The 17,252-nt window shown below is 38.3% G+C and carries 12 protein-coding genes; 7 read left to right on the forward strand and 5 right to left on the reverse strand.

Annotation, left to right across the window (positions count from 1 at the left end; genetic code table 11):
• Positions 1–161: 161 nt before the first annotated feature.
• Positions 162–3,461, reverse strand: a complete 3,300-nt coding sequence (locus ACK4HO_RS05680; protein ID WP_409663795.1) for an amidohydrolase family protein — start codon at positions 3,459–3,461, stop codon at positions 162–164.
• Between the two features lie 144 nt (positions 3,462–3,605).
• Between ACK4HO_RS05680 and ACK4HO_RS05685 the strand changes: the two genes are divergently transcribed.
• Positions 3,606–4,892 (forward strand): DoxX family protein, encoded by a 1,287-nt coding sequence (locus tag ACK4HO_RS05685; RefSeq protein WP_409663798.1) that lies wholly within the window; start codon positions 3,606–3,608, stop codon positions 4,890–4,892.
• Between the two features lie 43 nt (positions 4,893–4,935).
• Here ACK4HO_RS05685 and ACK4HO_RS05690 read toward each other — a convergent pair whose 3' ends face one another.
• Positions 4,936–6,609, reverse strand: a complete 1,674-nt coding sequence (locus ACK4HO_RS05690; protein ID WP_409663801.1) for an amino acid permease — start codon at positions 6,607–6,609, stop codon at positions 4,936–4,938.
• A 216-nt stretch (positions 6,610–6,825) separates the two neighbouring features.
• Between ACK4HO_RS05690 and ACK4HO_RS05695 the strand changes: the two genes are divergently transcribed.
• Entirely contained in the window at positions 6,826–7,461 is a 636-nt protein-coding gene (locus tag ACK4HO_RS05695; protein WP_409663803.1) for a peroxiredoxin, read from the forward strand.
• A gap of 48 nt (positions 7,462–7,509) precedes the next feature.
• Here the strand turns inward: ACK4HO_RS05695 and ACK4HO_RS05700 are convergent, their stop codons facing one another.
• Both ACK4HO_RS05700 and ACK4HO_RS05705 read right to left on the reverse strand, forming a co-directional pair.
• Positions 7,510–7,884 carry a DoxX family protein gene (locus tag ACK4HO_RS05700; protein WP_409663805.1) on the reverse strand — a complete coding sequence of 125 codons (375 nt, stop codon included), beginning with the start codon at positions 7,882–7,884 and terminating at the stop codon, positions 7,510–7,512.
• 96 nt (positions 7,885–7,980) lie between these two features.
• A complete protein-coding gene (locus ACK4HO_RS05705) occupies positions 7,981–8,877 on the reverse strand; it encodes a DUF4349 domain-containing protein (RefSeq protein WP_409663808.1) in 897 nt (298 codons plus the stop codon).
• 215 nt (positions 8,878–9,092) lie between these two features.
• Between ACK4HO_RS05705 and ACK4HO_RS05710 the strand changes: the two genes are divergently transcribed.
• The 4 genes from ACK4HO_RS05710 to ACK4HO_RS05725 all read left to right on the forward strand — a co-directional run bounded on the left by ACK4HO_RS05710 (position 9,093) and on the right by ACK4HO_RS05725 (position 15,565).
• Positions 9,093–10,376 (forward strand): anthranilate synthase component I family protein, encoded by a 1,284-nt coding sequence (locus tag ACK4HO_RS05710; protein ID WP_409663811.1) that lies wholly within the window; start codon positions 9,093–9,095, stop codon positions 10,374–10,376.
• A 17-nt stretch (positions 10,377–10,393) separates the two neighbouring features.
• Positions 10,394–11,704 carry a tRNA lysidine(34) synthetase TilS gene (gene tilS, locus ACK4HO_RS05715; RefSeq protein ID WP_409663825.1) on the forward strand — a complete coding sequence of 437 codons (1,311 nt, stop codon included), beginning with the start codon at positions 10,394–10,396 and terminating at the stop codon, positions 11,702–11,704.
• A complete protein-coding gene (locus ACK4HO_RS05720; RefSeq protein WP_409663814.1) occupies positions 11,704–13,692 on the forward strand; it encodes a cytochrome c biogenesis protein CcdA in 1,989 nt (662 codons plus the stop codon). The genes tilS and ACK4HO_RS05720 overlap by 1 nt, the downstream gene beginning before the upstream one ends.
• A 103-nt stretch (positions 13,693–13,795) precedes the next feature.
• Complete coding sequence (locus tag ACK4HO_RS05725; RefSeq protein ID WP_409663817.1) at positions 13,796–15,565, forward strand: Ig-like domain-containing protein; 1,770 nt, start codon at positions 13,796–13,798, stop codon at positions 15,563–15,565.
• 48 nt (positions 15,566–15,613) lie between these two features.
• Here the strand turns inward: ACK4HO_RS05725 and ACK4HO_RS05730 are convergent, their stop codons facing one another.
• The gene (locus tag ACK4HO_RS05730; protein WP_409663819.1) at positions 15,614–16,138 is read right to left on the reverse strand and encodes a hypothetical protein; all 525 of its coding nucleotides are present in this window, start codon (positions 16,136–16,138) and stop codon (positions 15,614–15,616) included.
• A gap of 147 nt (positions 16,139–16,285) precedes the next feature.
• Here ACK4HO_RS05730 and ACK4HO_RS05735 point away from each other — a divergent pair.
• Positions 16,286–17,252 (forward strand): ATP-dependent helicase (locus ACK4HO_RS05735; RefSeq protein WP_409663822.1); only part of this gene is annotated, 967 nt, incomplete at its 3' end.

Genomic DNA, 17,252 nt, shown 5'->3' on the forward strand with positions numbered 1-17,252 from the left:
ACATGCATTTGCTATTATGAGTGTTCAGTGTTCAGTAATCAGTGCTCCGTGAATCTCCGTCCTTCTCCGTGCATCTCTGTGTAACAACTCCTCACTCCAAAAAAAAACCACTCACTTTCGCGAATGGTTTTACTTCGTACTTCGTACTTTTCACTTCGTACTTAATTATGAATCGCGTCACAACAATGGTGCTCCATAAAACTCTCCGTTTCTTCGTGCCATGGGAAAGCTGAATTGTATTTGTTATTTTCCCAATAGAATTTTTTGCGTGCTTTAGGTTCGTTACCTTCTTCGTTCATGGTTTCTGAATTGTACATTCTGCCGTTGGCTATGGTATAACGTAACGTGGCCGAGTTCTGAATATCGTCTAAAGGATTTTTGTCTAAAACTAAGATGTCAGCCAATTTGCCCACTTCGAGCGAACCAATGTCTTTACCGGCACCTATATAGTTGGCGGAGTTGATAGTGGCGGTTTTCAATGCTTCTAAGTTGCTCATGCCACCTTGGTGAATGCTCCACAATTCCCAGTGCGCGCCCAAACCTTGTAATTGTCCGTGAGCACCCATGTTGACCTTCACACCGCTATCCGCTAGTTTTTTGGCGGTTTTGGAAGTCAGGATATGGTCGTTTTGGTATTCTTCTTCAGGCGCCATCGTACGGAAACGCGAACGCGAATCAATGATGCTTCTTGGGGTGAATTGCAGTAGTTTTTTGTTTTCGTAAACATTGGTTTTTTGGTACCAATAATATTCAGCGTTCAATCCGCCATAGTTTACAATAAGCGTAGGCGTGTAACCCACACTGCTTTTGCCCCAAAGTTCTAACACATCTTTATACACAGGCGTTACCGGAATATTGTGTTCCACTCCGGTATGACCGTCAATCACCATAGTCATGTTGTGGAAGAAATTCGAACCACCTTCGGGAACCACATTAATGCTTTCTTCACGAGCGGCTTGTAATACTTGTTGGCGTTGGTCACGACGCGGTTGATTATAACTCTTCACCGATAGTGCGCCAAAAGCTTTGGTACGTTTGATAGACGAACGCGCATCGTCAAGGCCATTCACTATAGCTTTAAAATCGCCATCAGCGCCATATAAGATGAAACCGGTAGAGTAAATACGTGGCCCAACTAAAGCACCGCTCTTAACCATTTCGGCAAGAGAAAAGATAGATTCTGTATTCGATGACGGGTCATGCGAAGTGGTTACCCCAAAAGCTAAATTAGCATAAAACTGCCAGTTTTGTTGTGTCGTCAATCCGTAACGGAAAGCGCCTACGTGTGCGTGAGCATCGACCATTCCGGGCATTAATGTTTTGCCGGCTAAGTCATACACTCGAGCATCGGCAGGAACGGTTACTTCACCTGAATTCCCAACCGATTCAATGCGGTTTTGGTTAATGATTATAGTGCCTTTTTCAATCACTTTATCACCATCCATTGTGATGATTCGGGCGTTGGTTAAAGCAATTTTACCTTTAGGTTTATCCACTTTAGAAGTTAAACCGATTTTGATACCGCTATCCGTTGGTTTCTCCACTTTTTCAGGCGAACCCGGCAAGAAAGTAAAGCGGTCTTTGATTTCGTTGGTGTAATAACTGTCACCTAACGTCCACATTACTTTTTGGCTGTTGGTCGCCCAATGCAAATTGATTCCTGCATCTTTAGTCAGTTCTGAAACAGGCACAACGGTTGATTTATTGTCCAAATCAATCTCCTGACCGTTCATGTTTAAAGGTGCTACATAGGCTTTGTGCAAATGCATAAAGGCAATCCATTGGTTGTCGGGACTCGGCACCAAACGGTTAGCATATTTCGATTTGATATGCGTTCTTTCGTCTTGACCGTTTAAGTCAACGCTTTTCAGTTCTTTGGTCAAACTACCAAAAAACACTCCGCCGGTTTGATAGAAAATGCGATTCCCGTCTTTGGTAAACAAAGGAAACAGACCACTTTCGGTAATGAATTTGCCGGCGCCGCCATTGGCACTCATCGTATAAATGCCGGGTTTTTTGGAGTAAGATAAGCCTTGGTCGAGATTGCCGACTTCTTTGCGGTAAACAATTGTTTTTCCGTCAGGCGATAGGGAAGGCGTTCTGAAAATGCCTTTCTCTGTACTTAATTTCACAGAGTTTTTTCCATCTAAACCAACTTTTCTAATGCTACCCAATTCGGTATCGTTCCAAGTGACATAAACTATGCTTTTGCTGTCTGCGGTGAAAGTGGGTTCGGCTTCAAAGTCGGTGCCGTTGGTTAAACGTTTCGGCGTTCCGTTGGGTAAAGTTTTAGTCCAAATGTACCCTAAAGCCCTAAAGGCTAAAGTCTTTCCATCAGGCGAAGTCACCGCATCACGTATCATTTTTACAGTGAAATCAGTATCTGAAATCGGGGTGTTAAAATGTACTCGGTCAGCTACATCAATCGCTACATCGGCTGTAAACGGAATGTTAGTTGCCGTTGAAGACTTGGTATTGATTTTATTGATTTTTCCGCCAAACCAAATCACGATGTCTTCGTTGTTAGGCATCCAATTGAAATTAGGATACACGCCAAATAAAGCCCAAGCGGTTTGTTGGTCTTTGTCGAGTTTGTCATATACCGGCCATTCTTCACCGGTTTCTAAATCGTGTAAATATAAAACGGTACTCGTTCCGACTCTTTTAATAAAAGCCAATTGCTTTCCGTTGGGAGACACTTGCGGACGAGCAGCACCGCCTGGTCCACCCGTAATGGTTTCAAGTTTTCCGGTTTCAAATTCGTAGCGCTTGATGACATAAATTTCGTTATGCGGATCTTTATTGTATTGGAAAAATCCACCCGGATACATGTCTTCGCTGAAGTACATATATTTTCCGTCTCTGGAGATATTAGGTTCGTTGACGTCTTGTTGGTCATTTTTTCTTTTGGTCAATTGTACGCCGCTACCGCCACTGATATGGTATTGCCACATTTCTCCCGCACCGGCCGAACGCTGTGAAGTAAAGTTTTTTCTACCCACTAAATAATTCCCGTCAGGCATCCAAGCGGGATTGCTCATTAAACGGAAATCTTCTTTCGAAACCTGTTTGGCATTGGTACCATCGGCATTCATCACCCAAAGGTTATCACCGCCACCGGCATCACTGGTAAAGGCAATTTTCTTCCCATCGTTACTAAAACGCGGTTGAATTTCAAACGGAATTCCGGAACGCAACACTATGGCTTTGCCACCTGAAACCGACATGCTGTAAATATCACCCAACATGTCAAAAACAATAGTAGTGCCATCAGGACTGACATCTAAGTTCATCCAAGTGCCTTCGCTGGTTGTGAAGTTTTGGGTTTTGTAGTTGAAAGTGTCACCGGGTTTGGCGACATCCCATTTAGGGGTTTCTTTATCGGTTTTTGCAGCTTCTTGTGCGTTGGAAATAGTAAAAGTGATTAGGGCAACGAGTAAAAATGAGAATTTAGTTTGCATCTAAAAAAAGGATGTTGGTTAATTATTCTATAAATGTAAATAAAAAGCGATTATCTCTGAGTATCCAATTGGTGCTTTTTAAAGTCAAATGTTTTTTGGTGTTATTTTTATTGTTAAATTTCAAAAAAATTAATCCATTTAAGTATGTCAGCAAGAGTATCTTCCGAAAATCAAGAGTGGTCTTTTTCTCGAAAAGCGATTACTGTTTTTACCATTTGTTATGCCTTTTTATACATGTTCCCCAGACCTTTTAATGAAATTCCGGGAGTAGACGTTGTGTTTTCGGTTTATACTAAGCCTTTAGAAATAGTAGTACTTTGGTTTGGCAAAACGGTTTTAGGCCTTACCACTTTAGAAAAAATTGCGGTAACCGGCAGCGGAGACACTACGTTTGATTATGTGAACTTATTATTCGTTTTCTTGATTTCAATAGTATTGACAATTGTCATTTTATTGGTCAGTAAGAAAAAGAATTTTCAGTCTTGGTTTCATGTGACTTGGGTTTATGCAAGGTATTATGTGGGTTTGTTTTTGATTTTATATGGTATCATTAAGTTTTTTAACGGACAGTTTCAGCCAACACATATTACACGATTGGAGCAAACTTACGGCGAATCATCTCCAATGGGTTTATTGTGGACCTTTATGGGACATTCTAAAGCGTATACTTTCTTCGGTGGTTTTATAGAGTTTGTGGCAGGTGTTTTATTATTGTTCAGACGAACTACTATTGTTGGTGCTTTAATGGCTTTTGGGGTAATGTTGAATGTAGCCGCCATGAATTATTGTTATGATGTACCGGTAAAGTTATTTTCTTCGCATTTGGTTTTGCTGTCAATATTTATCGTGTCGCCTTATTTAGGGTCATTGTACCGTTTCTTTTTTAAGCAAGAATCACTTCAGTTAAAAATTGAGCCATTGGTTTTTAAGGATAAATGGCAGCGTGTGACTCATAAAATTTCTAAAATTGGATTGTTGGTATTGTGTTCTTTAGCTATAGTTATGATGATTATACAAGTCAATGCTATACCCGAAAATGTAGTTTATGCCGAAAGCTTTAACGGAAGTTATGAAGTAAAGATGTTTGTTAAAAATGGCGATACTATTCCGCCTCTAGAAACTGATACCTTACGTTGGAACAAAGTATTGATGGAAGATGGAAATATTGTTATCAAAAAAGTTAAAGGAAGAGGCCATTATTATGCGGTGAAGACCGACACGATTACCAACCAATTTACGGTGACTTCATATAAAGACAGTACTAAAATATTTAATTTAGGATATAAAAGATTGTCCAAAACCGAATTACTGGTAAAAGGAAGATGGGAATCGGATACACTTGAATTACTTTGGCAACAAAGAAAGAAAGAAGACTACGAACTCAACAAAAGAGGTTTTCATTGGATAAATGAATATCCGTTTAACCGATAAAAAAAATCCCGTCTTGTATTTTAAACGAGACGGGATTTTTATTTTATTTTTTATTCAACTTACTGTTTTTGTAACCGTAAATAAAATAGAAGAACAAACCAATAATTAGCCAAATACCAAACCATTGCCAGTTGGATACCGCCATTCCGGTTAGTAAATAACAACAAGAGATTAAACCAAGTAATGGTATGAGCGATAAGTTTTTAAGGAATGCCAAAACTGCCATTACTATACAAAGCAGGATGAAAACCACCATTGGCGCATTATCAGCAAAAAAGTTATCGGAATAGCTAAAAGTATTTGGGAAGAAAGTAGGCAAGAAGTATTGCACCGCACCAAAAGCACCCAAACAAATTAAAGGAAATATGTATTTCGAATTGATATAAGGAATACGGAATTTGCCTTTAGTCGCGCGTTCGGCTAATTCGGCTTCGCTTTGTGGTGACAACATCAATACACCGCCACAAACCAATACGAAAGCAAACAAAGTTCCGATGCTCGTAAAGTCTAATACAAAGTTTTCATCGGTAAAGAATATCGGAATACCAACCACCAATCCGGTTACTATAGTTGCAAATCCGGGTGTTTTGTGTTTTGGATGTATTTCGGCAAATTTCTTTGGCATTAATCCGTCACGACTCATGGTCATCCAAATACGCGGTTGTCCCATTTGGAATACCAGCATTACACTGGTCATAGCCACTACAGCTGCAATGGAAACGATGAACAACATCCATTTTACGCCTTTCAAGGCAAAGATTTCCGCTAATGGATCACTTACGCCAAGCAAGTCATATTTCACCATTCCGGTTAATACTAAAGCTAAAATGATATAAATAACAGTACAAATCACTAACGAATAAATCATTCCGCGTGGTAAATCGCGTTGTGGGTTTTTGCTTTCTTCGGCTAAAGTCGATACCGCATCAAAACCTATATAAGCAAAGAACACCGCCGAAACTCCGGCCATAACGCCACCAAAACCATTCGGCATAAATGGTGTCCAATTGTCGATGTCGACATAAGTGGCACCAACAATAATCACTAAAATAATGATCGCCAATTTGATGTAAACCATAAAATTACTGATGTTTTTAGATTCTTTTGTGCCTTTGTAAACCAAATAAGTAATCAAAACGTTAATCATAACCGCCGGTAAATCAAAGATGATTCTCAGTCCACCCAAGGTTGGTGCGCTATTCCAAGCGGTCAATCCTTCGCCGACTTTATTGGCAACAAAAGCATCTTGAGCAGATTTATAGTTGATGGTCAGCCATTCGGGTATGTGTAAGTGAAAGGTTTCGAGTAAATTGGTAAAATAACCACTCCAAGAAAACGCGATATAAATGTTCCCGATGGAATATTCCATAAGCAATGCCCAACCGATTATCCAAGCAAATAATTCCCCAAAAGAGACATAAGCATAAGTATAAGCACTACCGGAAACCGGAACTCTAGAGGCAAATTCGGCATAACACATCGCGGTAAAACCACAAGCCACCGCACAAATAATATATAAGAAAACCACACCCGGACCGCCGGAGAAACAAGCATTTCCAATGGCACTAAAAGTACCGCCACCAATGATGGCCGCTATTCCGAAGAACGTTAAATCTTTTACAGTAAGTACTTTATTCAAGCCGGAATGTTCTCCATCGCCACCTTCTTTTAAGATAGCTGCGGTCGATTTTTTTCGGAACAGATTGGATAATGCCATGTTTTTTGAGTTGGTTATGTTAAGTAAAAAACAAATATATGATAAGATAACAAAAATCATGTTTTTAATCTTAATTTTTAAATAAGTTTGCCCTGAATTTTGGTCAAATTCAAAGACACTGACCCAATTGGAAAATATAATTAAAGGTACTTTGTTTAAAGAGATTAAGAGAGTACTTTTGCACCACGAAAAAAAAACATTTAAACCATACACATTATGTCATTAGTAGGTAAAAAATTCCCCAATATTACTGTAGATGCTATCTCTCACAAGGGAGACAATTTGAGAATTAACGTGCTTGAAGAAGCCACAAAAAACAACAAGAAAGTTCTTTTATTTTGGTACCCAAAAGATTTTACTTTCGTATGTCCAACAGAATTACACGCTTTCCAAAACGCTTTAGGCGAGTTTGAAAACAGAAACACTATCGTAGTTGGTGCTTCTTGTGATACCAACGAAGTGCACTTTGCTTGGTTGAATACACCAAAAAACAACGGTGGAATTGAAGGGGTAACTTATCCCTTAATTGCAGATACTACCAGAAATTTATCAGCTGCTTTAGATATTTTAGATGCGGAATGGGTTTATGATGCCGAGTTAAATGACGAAATCTTAGAAGGTTCAAACGTAACTTTCAGAGCGACTTACTTGATTGACGAAACTGGTAAAATTTTCCACGAAAGTGTAAACGATATGCCATTAGGCAGAAATGTAAACGAGTATTTGAGATTAATTGATGCTTATGCGCATGTGCAAACTGTTGGTGAAGTTTGTCCTGCCAATTGGCAAAAAGGAGAAGACGCTATGACTGCTGACCGTTTAAGTACTGCTGCTTATTTAAGTCAAAATTAGTTAGCCATTAAATGATAACAAAAACGTCCCGATTATCGGGACGTTTTTTTATGGGGTGAAGACTGATTTATAATTGTTCCAATAACGCCAAATCAAAAACAGATTGCCTAAAAAGAGGAATATTGCTATCGGTAAAGTTTCCGGTGACAAGAAATAATTGATAAGTAAAATGTTTAACGTTACCGGTAAAATAACAATATTAGCCAAGGTAACATATCTTCCAATTACATACGAAATGCCACATAACAATTCAACAGCTTTGGCTAACGGAATTAAATAAGTGGAGGCAATCAAACCGGTGTTAAATGCTTTAAAATCTCCTGTTGTAACAGGTTCAGGCGCTAATTTCAAAAAGAAACTGATTGAGGCAAACAGTAAAAATAATCCAATAAGAATTCGAATAACAATGGTGGCGATTTTCATGATTGTTGAAGTTTTCGGTTGGTCTATCAAAGTTAAACAAAAAAATACCAAAAGCCGAAACTAATGGTATTTATTTAAGAGTCAATAGACTAAGGGTTATTTTTTAAGGAATCGCTTGTATCCCAAGTAGCCCAAAACGCCAATTAAAATCAACGCCCAAAGTTGCGTTACAAAAGCAAGAATGCCTTCCAACATAAACCAACCGGTTTTTATACTGTCCCAAATTTGAAGCCCAATATTAGGTCGATACGCATTGCTGTTTTTTTCATTGTAAACCAACTCCTTTTTCACGGTTTCTCTCTGGTACAAATACAAAGTCACGGTGCTAAAGTTCACTTGATCTTCTAAGGACAGATTTTTGATTATCGTTTCATCGCTTTCGGTTTCGCGGTCGAGTACTTTGTCTTCGGCATTGGTTATGTCGTTTATCTTTTTGCCTTTGTTATCAATGCCTTTTTCCAAGCGTTGTTGACTTTTGGTCAACCGTTTTTGCGCCAGTTTATTCGATAACAATTGCAAAGCCACATCATCCGCTTTAATCAAACGACTGTCAAGGAAATCTACTTCTTTCGCTAAGGAGGTCAATACGGTATCCAATTGCGTATTCGGAACGCGAAGGGTAATGGTGTTGTCAACGGTATATTTGGTCGTTTCCAAAATGCTGTCCTGACTTACTTGAGTTTCATCGTGTTCGTTTACAGTGCTTTTTAAATCGGTAAAGGTTACAAATCCACCGTGTTTACTAACGATGTTTTCAATGGCATAAGTCGATTTGGCGACGTTTTTGACTTTGAATTTTAAATCGGCTGTTCGTACAAACTTTCGATTAGATTCTTTTTTTTCTACCGCAGCGTTAGAAGAAGTGCTTACAGCAGTTGTGTCTGCGGCAACATTCATTTCTGTAGCGGCATTATCTTCCGCTTCCGCTTGTTTGCAAGCAAAGGCAATTCCTAATAGTAGTAATGCCAAACCCAGTCTTGATAAGTGTTTCATGTTTCATTCATTTTAAATAGTTATTAATAGTTACAATTCCAATACGTATTATTTTTTGAACAGGTCGGAGTAGTTTTCTATCAATAGCTTTAAATGAATTACTGGTTAAATGTTATTTTTAGTCCTACTAAAAAACGTGCCAAAATTTCGCCTTTGTTCGTTCGTTCCAAGAATTATTTTTATCGTAATTTTGAATGCCATTAAAAACAGCTTCCTTGAGAACTATTATTACCCAAAAAATTGAACAGACCGATACTTTTAAGAGCCAATTGTTGGCTTGGTCACAACAGTTTCGAGAAGTGGTTTTTTTGGATTCCAATGACTATCAGCAAAAGTATTCGAGCTATGATTGTGTCTTAGCTGTTGATGCTTTTACTTCAATAAAGACAGACCATCACAACGCTTTTGAAGATTTAAAACAGTACCAACAACAAACCAAAGATTGGCTGTTCGGTTATTTGGCTTATGACTTAAAAAATGATACGGAAGCTTTGCAGTCCAAGAATTTTGACGGTTTAGATTTTCCGGATTTATTTTTTTTCCAACCCAAGAAATTATTTTTGTTCAAAGGAGATGAATTAGAAATTCATTACTTGCGAATGTGCGATGATGAAATAGAATCTGATTTCGCTGAAATCGTGACTTACCTACAACCTACAACCTATAACCTACAACCTAAAATAAACCAACGCATTTCAAAGGAAAACTACCTTGCCAAAGTCACCGAAATGCTTTCCCACATTCACCGCGGTGATATTTACGAAGCCAATTTTTGCATGGAGTTTTATGCCGAAAACGCTAAGATTGATTCGTTAGACATTTATCAAAAGCTAAACAACATCTCGCATCCGCCATTTGCCGCTTATTTTAAAAACAACCACCAATATTTGCTTTGCGCTTCGCCGGAACGTTATTTGAGAAAAGATGGGAACAAAGTCATTTCCCAACCGATAAAAGGTACGGCCAAGCGTTATATTGATGAAGTTTTAGACGAAAATGCCAAAACCAATTTGGCCCAAAACCCAAAAGAACGTTCGGAAAATATTATGATTGTCGATTTAGTCCGAAATGATTTAGCACACACCGCCACCAAAGGTTCTGTTGAGGTGGAAGAGCTTTGCGGCATTTATTCTTTTGAGCAATTGCATCAAATGATTTCGACTGTGGTTTCAACCGTTGACCATTCAACTTCGCCTATAGAAATCCTCCGAACCACTTTCCCAATGGGAAGCATGACCGGCGCGCCAAAGATTTCGGCCATGAAAATCATCGAAGAACTCGAAGAAACCAAGCGCGGTTTGTACAGCGGCGCAGTAGGTTATTTTACCCCAAATAATGATTTCGATTTCAATGTCGTTATCAGAAGTATTTTATACAATGTTGAAAGCGAATATTTATCTTTTTCCGTTGGTAGCGCGATTACTTCGCAAGCAGTTCCTGAATTGGAGTATGAAGAGTGTTTGTTGAAAGCTAAAGCTATGTTCGAGGTTTTGAGTTAAATTGACTATTTTTGAACATGTTTCAGCAATTCCAAAATCATATCGATACAAACTTTCCTTTTCTAAAGGGAAAGAAATTGTTGCTTGCAACCAGTGGCGGTATTGACAGCATGGTTTTGGTAAACTTATGTTACCAACTAAAACTAGATTTTGCTGTTGCCCATTGTAATTTCCAATTGCGTGGCGAAGAAAGCCATGAAGATGAAACCTTCGTCAAAAATCAAATAGAAAAATTACAAGTTCCAATATTTATTCAAAGATTCGACACAAAAGCTTTTGCCGAACAAAATAAACTTTCCATTCAAGTGGTCGCGAGAAACCTTAGATATGAGTGGTTTTATACGCTTTTGGCCAACCATAATTTTGATTACATCTTAACGGCGCATCATCTCGATGACAGTTTGGAAACCTTTTTAATCAATTTCACACGTGGTTCAGGAATTGAGGGTTTGACGGGAATTCCCGAGCAAAATGTTAAAATTGTTCGACCCTTATTGGCCTTTTCGAGAAATGACATTGAAGCTTTCGCCCAAGAAAATCAAATCACTTGGCGTGAAGACAGCAGCAATGCCTCGCATAAATATTTGCGTAACAAATTGCGCCACGATGTGATTCCGATTCTAAAAGAATTGAATCCGAGTTTGTTGTCGTCTTTTGAAAATACGATTACGCATTTGAAACAAACCCAATCATTGGCACAAGATGCGGCTAATAATTTGTACCAAAAAGTAGTCAGTGAAGAAGAAAACCATACGGTTATCGACTTGCCAAAGTTGTTAAAATACCGAAATTACAAAGCCTATTTGTTCGAATGGTTGCAACCTTTTGGCTTTGCCGATTGGACATCGGTTTATGATTTAATCGAGGCACAATCGGGTAAGCAAGTCTTGTCGGTTACCCATATTCTCTTGAAAAATAGGGATTCTTTGTTGTTATTCCCAAAGCAAAATACCAAAAGCGATGAGGTGTTTTGGATACAAAAAGAACAATCCGAAGTTAAAATTCCCTTAAAACTTTCCATTTGTAACGTAAGTGACATTTCGGTTCAACCAACTAATGTTATCTTTGTCGATGAAGACAAGCTGCAATTTCCGTTAACGCTTCGCCGTTGGCAAGAAGGTGATATTTTTCAACCTTTTGGCATGACCGGAACAAAGAAATTGAGCAAGTATTTCAAAGATGAAAAGTTCTCTTTGCTGGATAAAGCCAATATTTGGTTACTCTGTTCCGATGATAAAATCGTTTGGATAGTAGGGAAAAGACAAGATGAACGGTTTAAAGTAACAGCAAACACAACTAAAATTTTAAAAATAAACTACACCAACTAATGAAGAAAGCACTATTTTTTCTTTTGAGTTTTTTGGCTTTCGCCAATGTCAATGCCCAAATGGTAAATCCGGTAAAATGGAGCAGTAAAGTGGAGAAAATCAGCGACACCGAATTCAATTTGGTGATGGAAGGCAAAATCGAAGACAACTGGCACGTATATTCCCAATTCACTCCTGAAAACGGACCATTAGCGGCCGAGTTCAAATTCAAAGACGCCAAAGGAAACTATGAGTTAGTAGGCAAAGTCAAAGAAAGTCCGTATAAGAAACAATACAACGATGTTTTTGAAGTTGACGAATATTACTTTGAAAAGAAAGTAACGTTTACCCAAAAAGTTAGAATCTTAAATCCGAATCTGACGACTATAAAAGCCACGATTGATTACCAAGTTTGTAAAGAAGTTTGTATCAATCAGGACAATGCTTTTACTTTTTCGCTGCCAAAGATTGCTGCAGTTAATCCGGTTGTTGTCACCAATGTAGATACTACGCAAACTGACACAACTCAAACCGCGCAAGAAGAAGTAAAGCCTGCGGCTGTTAAAGAAGTTTCGGAGCCTAAAAAAGAAGAAGACAGAGGTTTGCTAACGATTTTCTTTTTGGCCTTTCTTGGCGGATTTGCCGCTTTGTTAACGCCTTGTGTTTTCCCAATGATTCCAATGACGGTAAGTTTTTTTACCAAACAAAGTAAAAATCCCGGACAAGGCAAGCGCAACGCCATTTTGTATGGAATTTCCATTATCGCCATTTATTTGATATTAGGTTCTTTGGTAACGGGTATTTTCGGTGCGGAAGCGTTGAATTCTCTATCGACGAATGTTTGGTTTAATGTGTTTTTCTTTATTTTATTGGTGATTTTTGCGGTATCCTTTTTGGGCGCTTTCGAAATTATGTTGCCGAATTCTTGGGCGAATAAAGTCGACAGACAAGCCGATAGAGGCGGAATTATTGGCATCTTGTTCATGGCTTTGGCCTTGGCCATCGTTTCGTTCTCTTGTACCGGACCAATTGTCGGAACGTTGTTAGTTGAATCAGCTTCTAAAGGCGGAATTGCACCAATTGTTGGTATGCTTGGATTTTCCTCGGCTTTAGCTTTACCGTTTATGTTGTTTGCAATGTTCCCGAGTTGGATGCATTCGTTACCAAAATCAGGCGGTTGGTTGAATACGGTTAAAGTATCGCTGGGCTTTTTGGAATTGGCTTTAGCGTTTAAATTTTTATCTAATGCTGATTTGGTTTTACAATTGCATTTACTTGAAAGAGAAATTTTCTTAGCGATTTGGATAGCCATTTTCGGAACCTGGGCATTGTATTTATTGGGCAAAATCAGCACGCCACATGATAGTCCGTTAACCCATATTTCGGTTGGAAGATTGTCTTTGGCACTTTTGGTTTTAGCTTTTACAGTATATATGATTCCAGGCCTATTCGGAGCGCCGTTAAAACTAATTTCTGCTTTCCCACCACCACAAACGTATAGTGAAAGTCCAACTGGTTTCTTTGGTTCTTCGGCTGAAGTTTCAAAAGGTGATTTACCCGATGGTGCCAAAGTAGGCGAACACGGTATCATTACTTTTACCGATTATGAAAAAGGTTTTGCTTACGCCAAAGAAGTAAACAAACCTATTATGCTCGATTTCACCGGATTTGCTTGTGTGAACTGTCGTAAAATGGAAATCAATGTTTGGTCAGATGAAAGAGTTTTAAGCGTACTTAAAAACGAAGTAGTTTTGATTTCTTTGTATGTAGATGACAAACGCGATTTGCCTAAAGACCAACAATACATTTCCAAAGAAACGGGTAAAGAAGTGGTAACTATAGGCAACAAATGGACCGATTTTATCATTACGCGATATAAAACCAATACCCAGCCGTACTACGTTTTAACCGATTTGAATAAACAAAAACTAAACGAACCGATTAGTTATACACCCAACATCGATGAGTATTTGGCTTGGCTCAAAGACGGTGTTTCAAAATTTAAATAAGATCAAGAATCCTGGTGAAAATCAGGATTTTTTTTTGTTTATTATTTTTCTGACGCAACCAATTTAGGTTTTTACTATCTTTAGTTAAACAAAACCTAACATTATGAAAAAAATCCATTCCTTTTTGTGCTTACTGCTGTTAGTTGCTACTTTTTCAAGTTGCGAATCTAATGATGACAATTCCAATTCAGGTCCGAATGATGATGCTTTTACTCAAAATTTCGGAAGTGCTGCCAATCGTGATTTTATAGGTCAAGTGGTTGATATCGACAATAATCCTCTACAAGGTGTAACTATTAAAATAGGCACTTCAACAGCGCAAACTGATGTTAATGGTATTTTTATCATTAATGGAGCTAATGTGTACCAGCGATTCGCTTATATCACGGCAACAAAAGCCGGCTATATTGACGGTTCACGTTCTATGGTGCCAACGACAGGGAAAAACAATGTAAAAATTATGTTGTTGCCCAATACACCAGTCCAAACCGTTCAATCGGGAATGGCTAGTGAAGTAGTTTTACCTTCAGGAACTAAAGTAGTTTTTGACGGTGCTTTTGTAGATGTCAATGGAAATGATTATTCGGGAAGTGTTCAGGTAGCTATGTTTCATTTGACACCAACCGATGAAAACATCAGCAAATTAATGCCGGGTATGTTATATGCTCAAACCGAAACTAATGAGCAAGCCATTTTAGAAACTTTTGGGATGTTGAATGTTGAACTCAGAGGCAGTGCTGGACAAAAATTAAATATAAAAGAAGGTCATACTGCTGAAATCACATTGCGTATAGACGATAGCCAATTGGCAACCGCACCAAGTTCCATTCCACTTTGGCATTTTGATGAAGAAAAAGGCTATTGGAAAGAAGATGGTGTAGCCACTAAAGTAGGCAACAAATACGTTGGAGAAGTGTCGCATTTTTCTTGGTGGAATTGTGATGCTCAATTCCCAACAGTTACTTTAACACTTACTGTAGTGGATGCAAATGGTAATGGGATTTCGAATGTTGGTGTCGGATTAATTGCTAATGGGAATACTTGGCCGGTTATGGGTTATACCGATATTAACGGTCAAGTTTCAGGATTGATTCCGTCGAATCAAACTTTGGTATTGAATGTTTATCCGGATTATTACAGTTGTAATAGTAGTAATGTTATTTACACCACCTCTATCGGACCATTTACAACCAATACTACTTTGCCTAATATTGTCATCAATAATTCTCCAACGACTATGAGTTCAAATGTTGTTGGGAATCTAGTGAAATGCGATAACACCAATGTAACTAATGGTTATGTAATCCTTAACAGGGCTGGAGGTTATTCGGTTTCTCCCGTTACGAATGGAGCGTTTAGCTTTAATGAAATTTACTGTCCAAGTAATACACAATTTAATTTGAAAGGATATGATTTGGAAAACCTGCAAACGACTGATTCAATAGCTTATAATTTTACTGCACCAATTACTAATATTGGAAATCTTCAAGCTTGTACAGCAGTGGATGAATTTATTTCTTACCAAGTTGATGGTGGCGCTCCGGTGTTTTTAATTCAGCAAGTAAATGGCGGTACAACAACACCTGGAACAATTAATCAGTATGCTTTAAGCTTAAATGCTTCCTCACCAACAGGAGGTTTATATATTTGGGGTAATACCAATGTTCCGGGAGTATACACTACAGCCCAATTTTCTATGGAAGGCAATGGAGTAGGTTATATAGCATCAACCACTACCAATACTATTCAGTTTAATTTAAATCAGGTTGGAGCTATTGGACAATATATCGATATGACTTTCAGCGGTACTTTTACGGATGGTAACGGATTACATACTTTAACCGGTGTGGCTCACGTTATTAGAGATAATTAATAGAAACAATAATCATAAAAAAAGCCTTCTACATTAGAAGGCTTTTTTTTATCCTAAAACTTGACTGACTTCACTTTTCAAAAATTCAAGTGCTACATTCGTGGCGACTTCATCTTGCAATAAATTGCTCAGTATTTTTTCTCTTAATTTATCGGCATCAACAACTGTTGTATCTGCAGTCGTTTTTCTGATGTTTTGAATAATGGTATTTTTAGCGGTCAATACCATAGTCCAACATTCATCAGTAATATAAATTTGTTGGGTCAAATTGTGCTCGTATTCTTGTTCGATATGATGAATCAACAAATTTTGATAAGCTACTTTGTCATCATTCAAAGGCGCCACTCTAATCAACAATTTCGCTGGATTAATGCGTTCTAAAAACAAAGCCATTCGCTCATAAGCCTGCAATCGCAGCGGTAAAGCCTGTTTTTGATTTTCTTTCTGCGCCAACCAACGACGAGTATGCTGTTGGTCTTTGAAATAACTGTCAAACAAATAATAAGCCACACCGCCCGTAATCAAAGCCGGTAAGGTGTAAAAAGCTAACTCAAGATATTTATCGGTGCTCATGGTATAATCGACTAAAAATTGTTGACAAATATAAAGAAATACCCTTTAATCTGTATTGCAATTCAAGTTTAGTAATGCTAAATTTGTCCAAAACGAATTTAAAACTCAGCGACTCAGCGACTCAGCAACTTAGCCACTTTTCAGAAAATGCAACAATACATTTCCCAACTCAACGAAGCCCAACAAGCACCCGTTTTCCAAAAGGATGGCCCTATGATTATCATTGCCGGCGCCGGTTCGGGAAAAACGCGAGTATTGACTGTTCGTATTTCGTATCTGATGAGTTTAGGCGTGGATGCGTTTAATATTTTGGCCTTAACGTTTACCAACAAAGCCGCACGCGAAATGAAAAAGCGTATTTCGGATATCGTGGGAACCAATGAAGCCAAGAACCTCTGGATGGGAACTTTCCACTCCGTATTTGCTAAGATTTTAAGAATAGAAGCAGAGAAGTTGGGTTATCCATCGAATTTCACGATTTATGATACACAAGATAGCGTGCGATTGATTTCGGCTATTATCAAGGAAATGCAGTTGGACAAGGATATTTACAAGCCCAAACAGGTTTACAGCAGAATTTCTTCGTATAAAAATTCGCTAATCACTGTAAAAGCCTATTTCAATAATCCCGAATTGATGGAAGCCGATGCGATGAGCAAAAAGCCAAGAATGGGTGAGATTTATCAAAATTATGTCGAGCGTTGTTTCAAAAGCGGCGCTATGGATTTTGATGATTTGTTATTGAAAACGAATGAGTTATTAAATCGCTTTCCGGATGTGTTGGCGAAATACCAAGATAGATTCCGTTACATTTTAGTCGATGAGTACCAAGATACCAATCATTCGCAGTACTTAATCGTTCGTGCTTTGTCGGATAGATTTCAGAATATTTGTGTCGTAGGCGATGATGCGCAGAGTATTTATGCGTTCCGCGGTGCGAATATCAATAACATTCTCAACTTCCAAAAGGATTATGACAATGTAAAAACCTACCGTTTGGAGCAAAATTATCGTTCGACCAAGAACATAGTAGAAGCCGCCAATTCGATTATCGATAAGAATAAAACCAAGTTGGATAAAATCGTTTGGACAGCGAATGACTTTGGTCCCAAAA

Source organism: Flavobacterium sp. (assembly GCF_046296355.1).
Lineage (GTDB): Bacteria > Bacteroidota > Bacteroidia > Flavobacteriales > Flavobacteriaceae > Flavobacterium.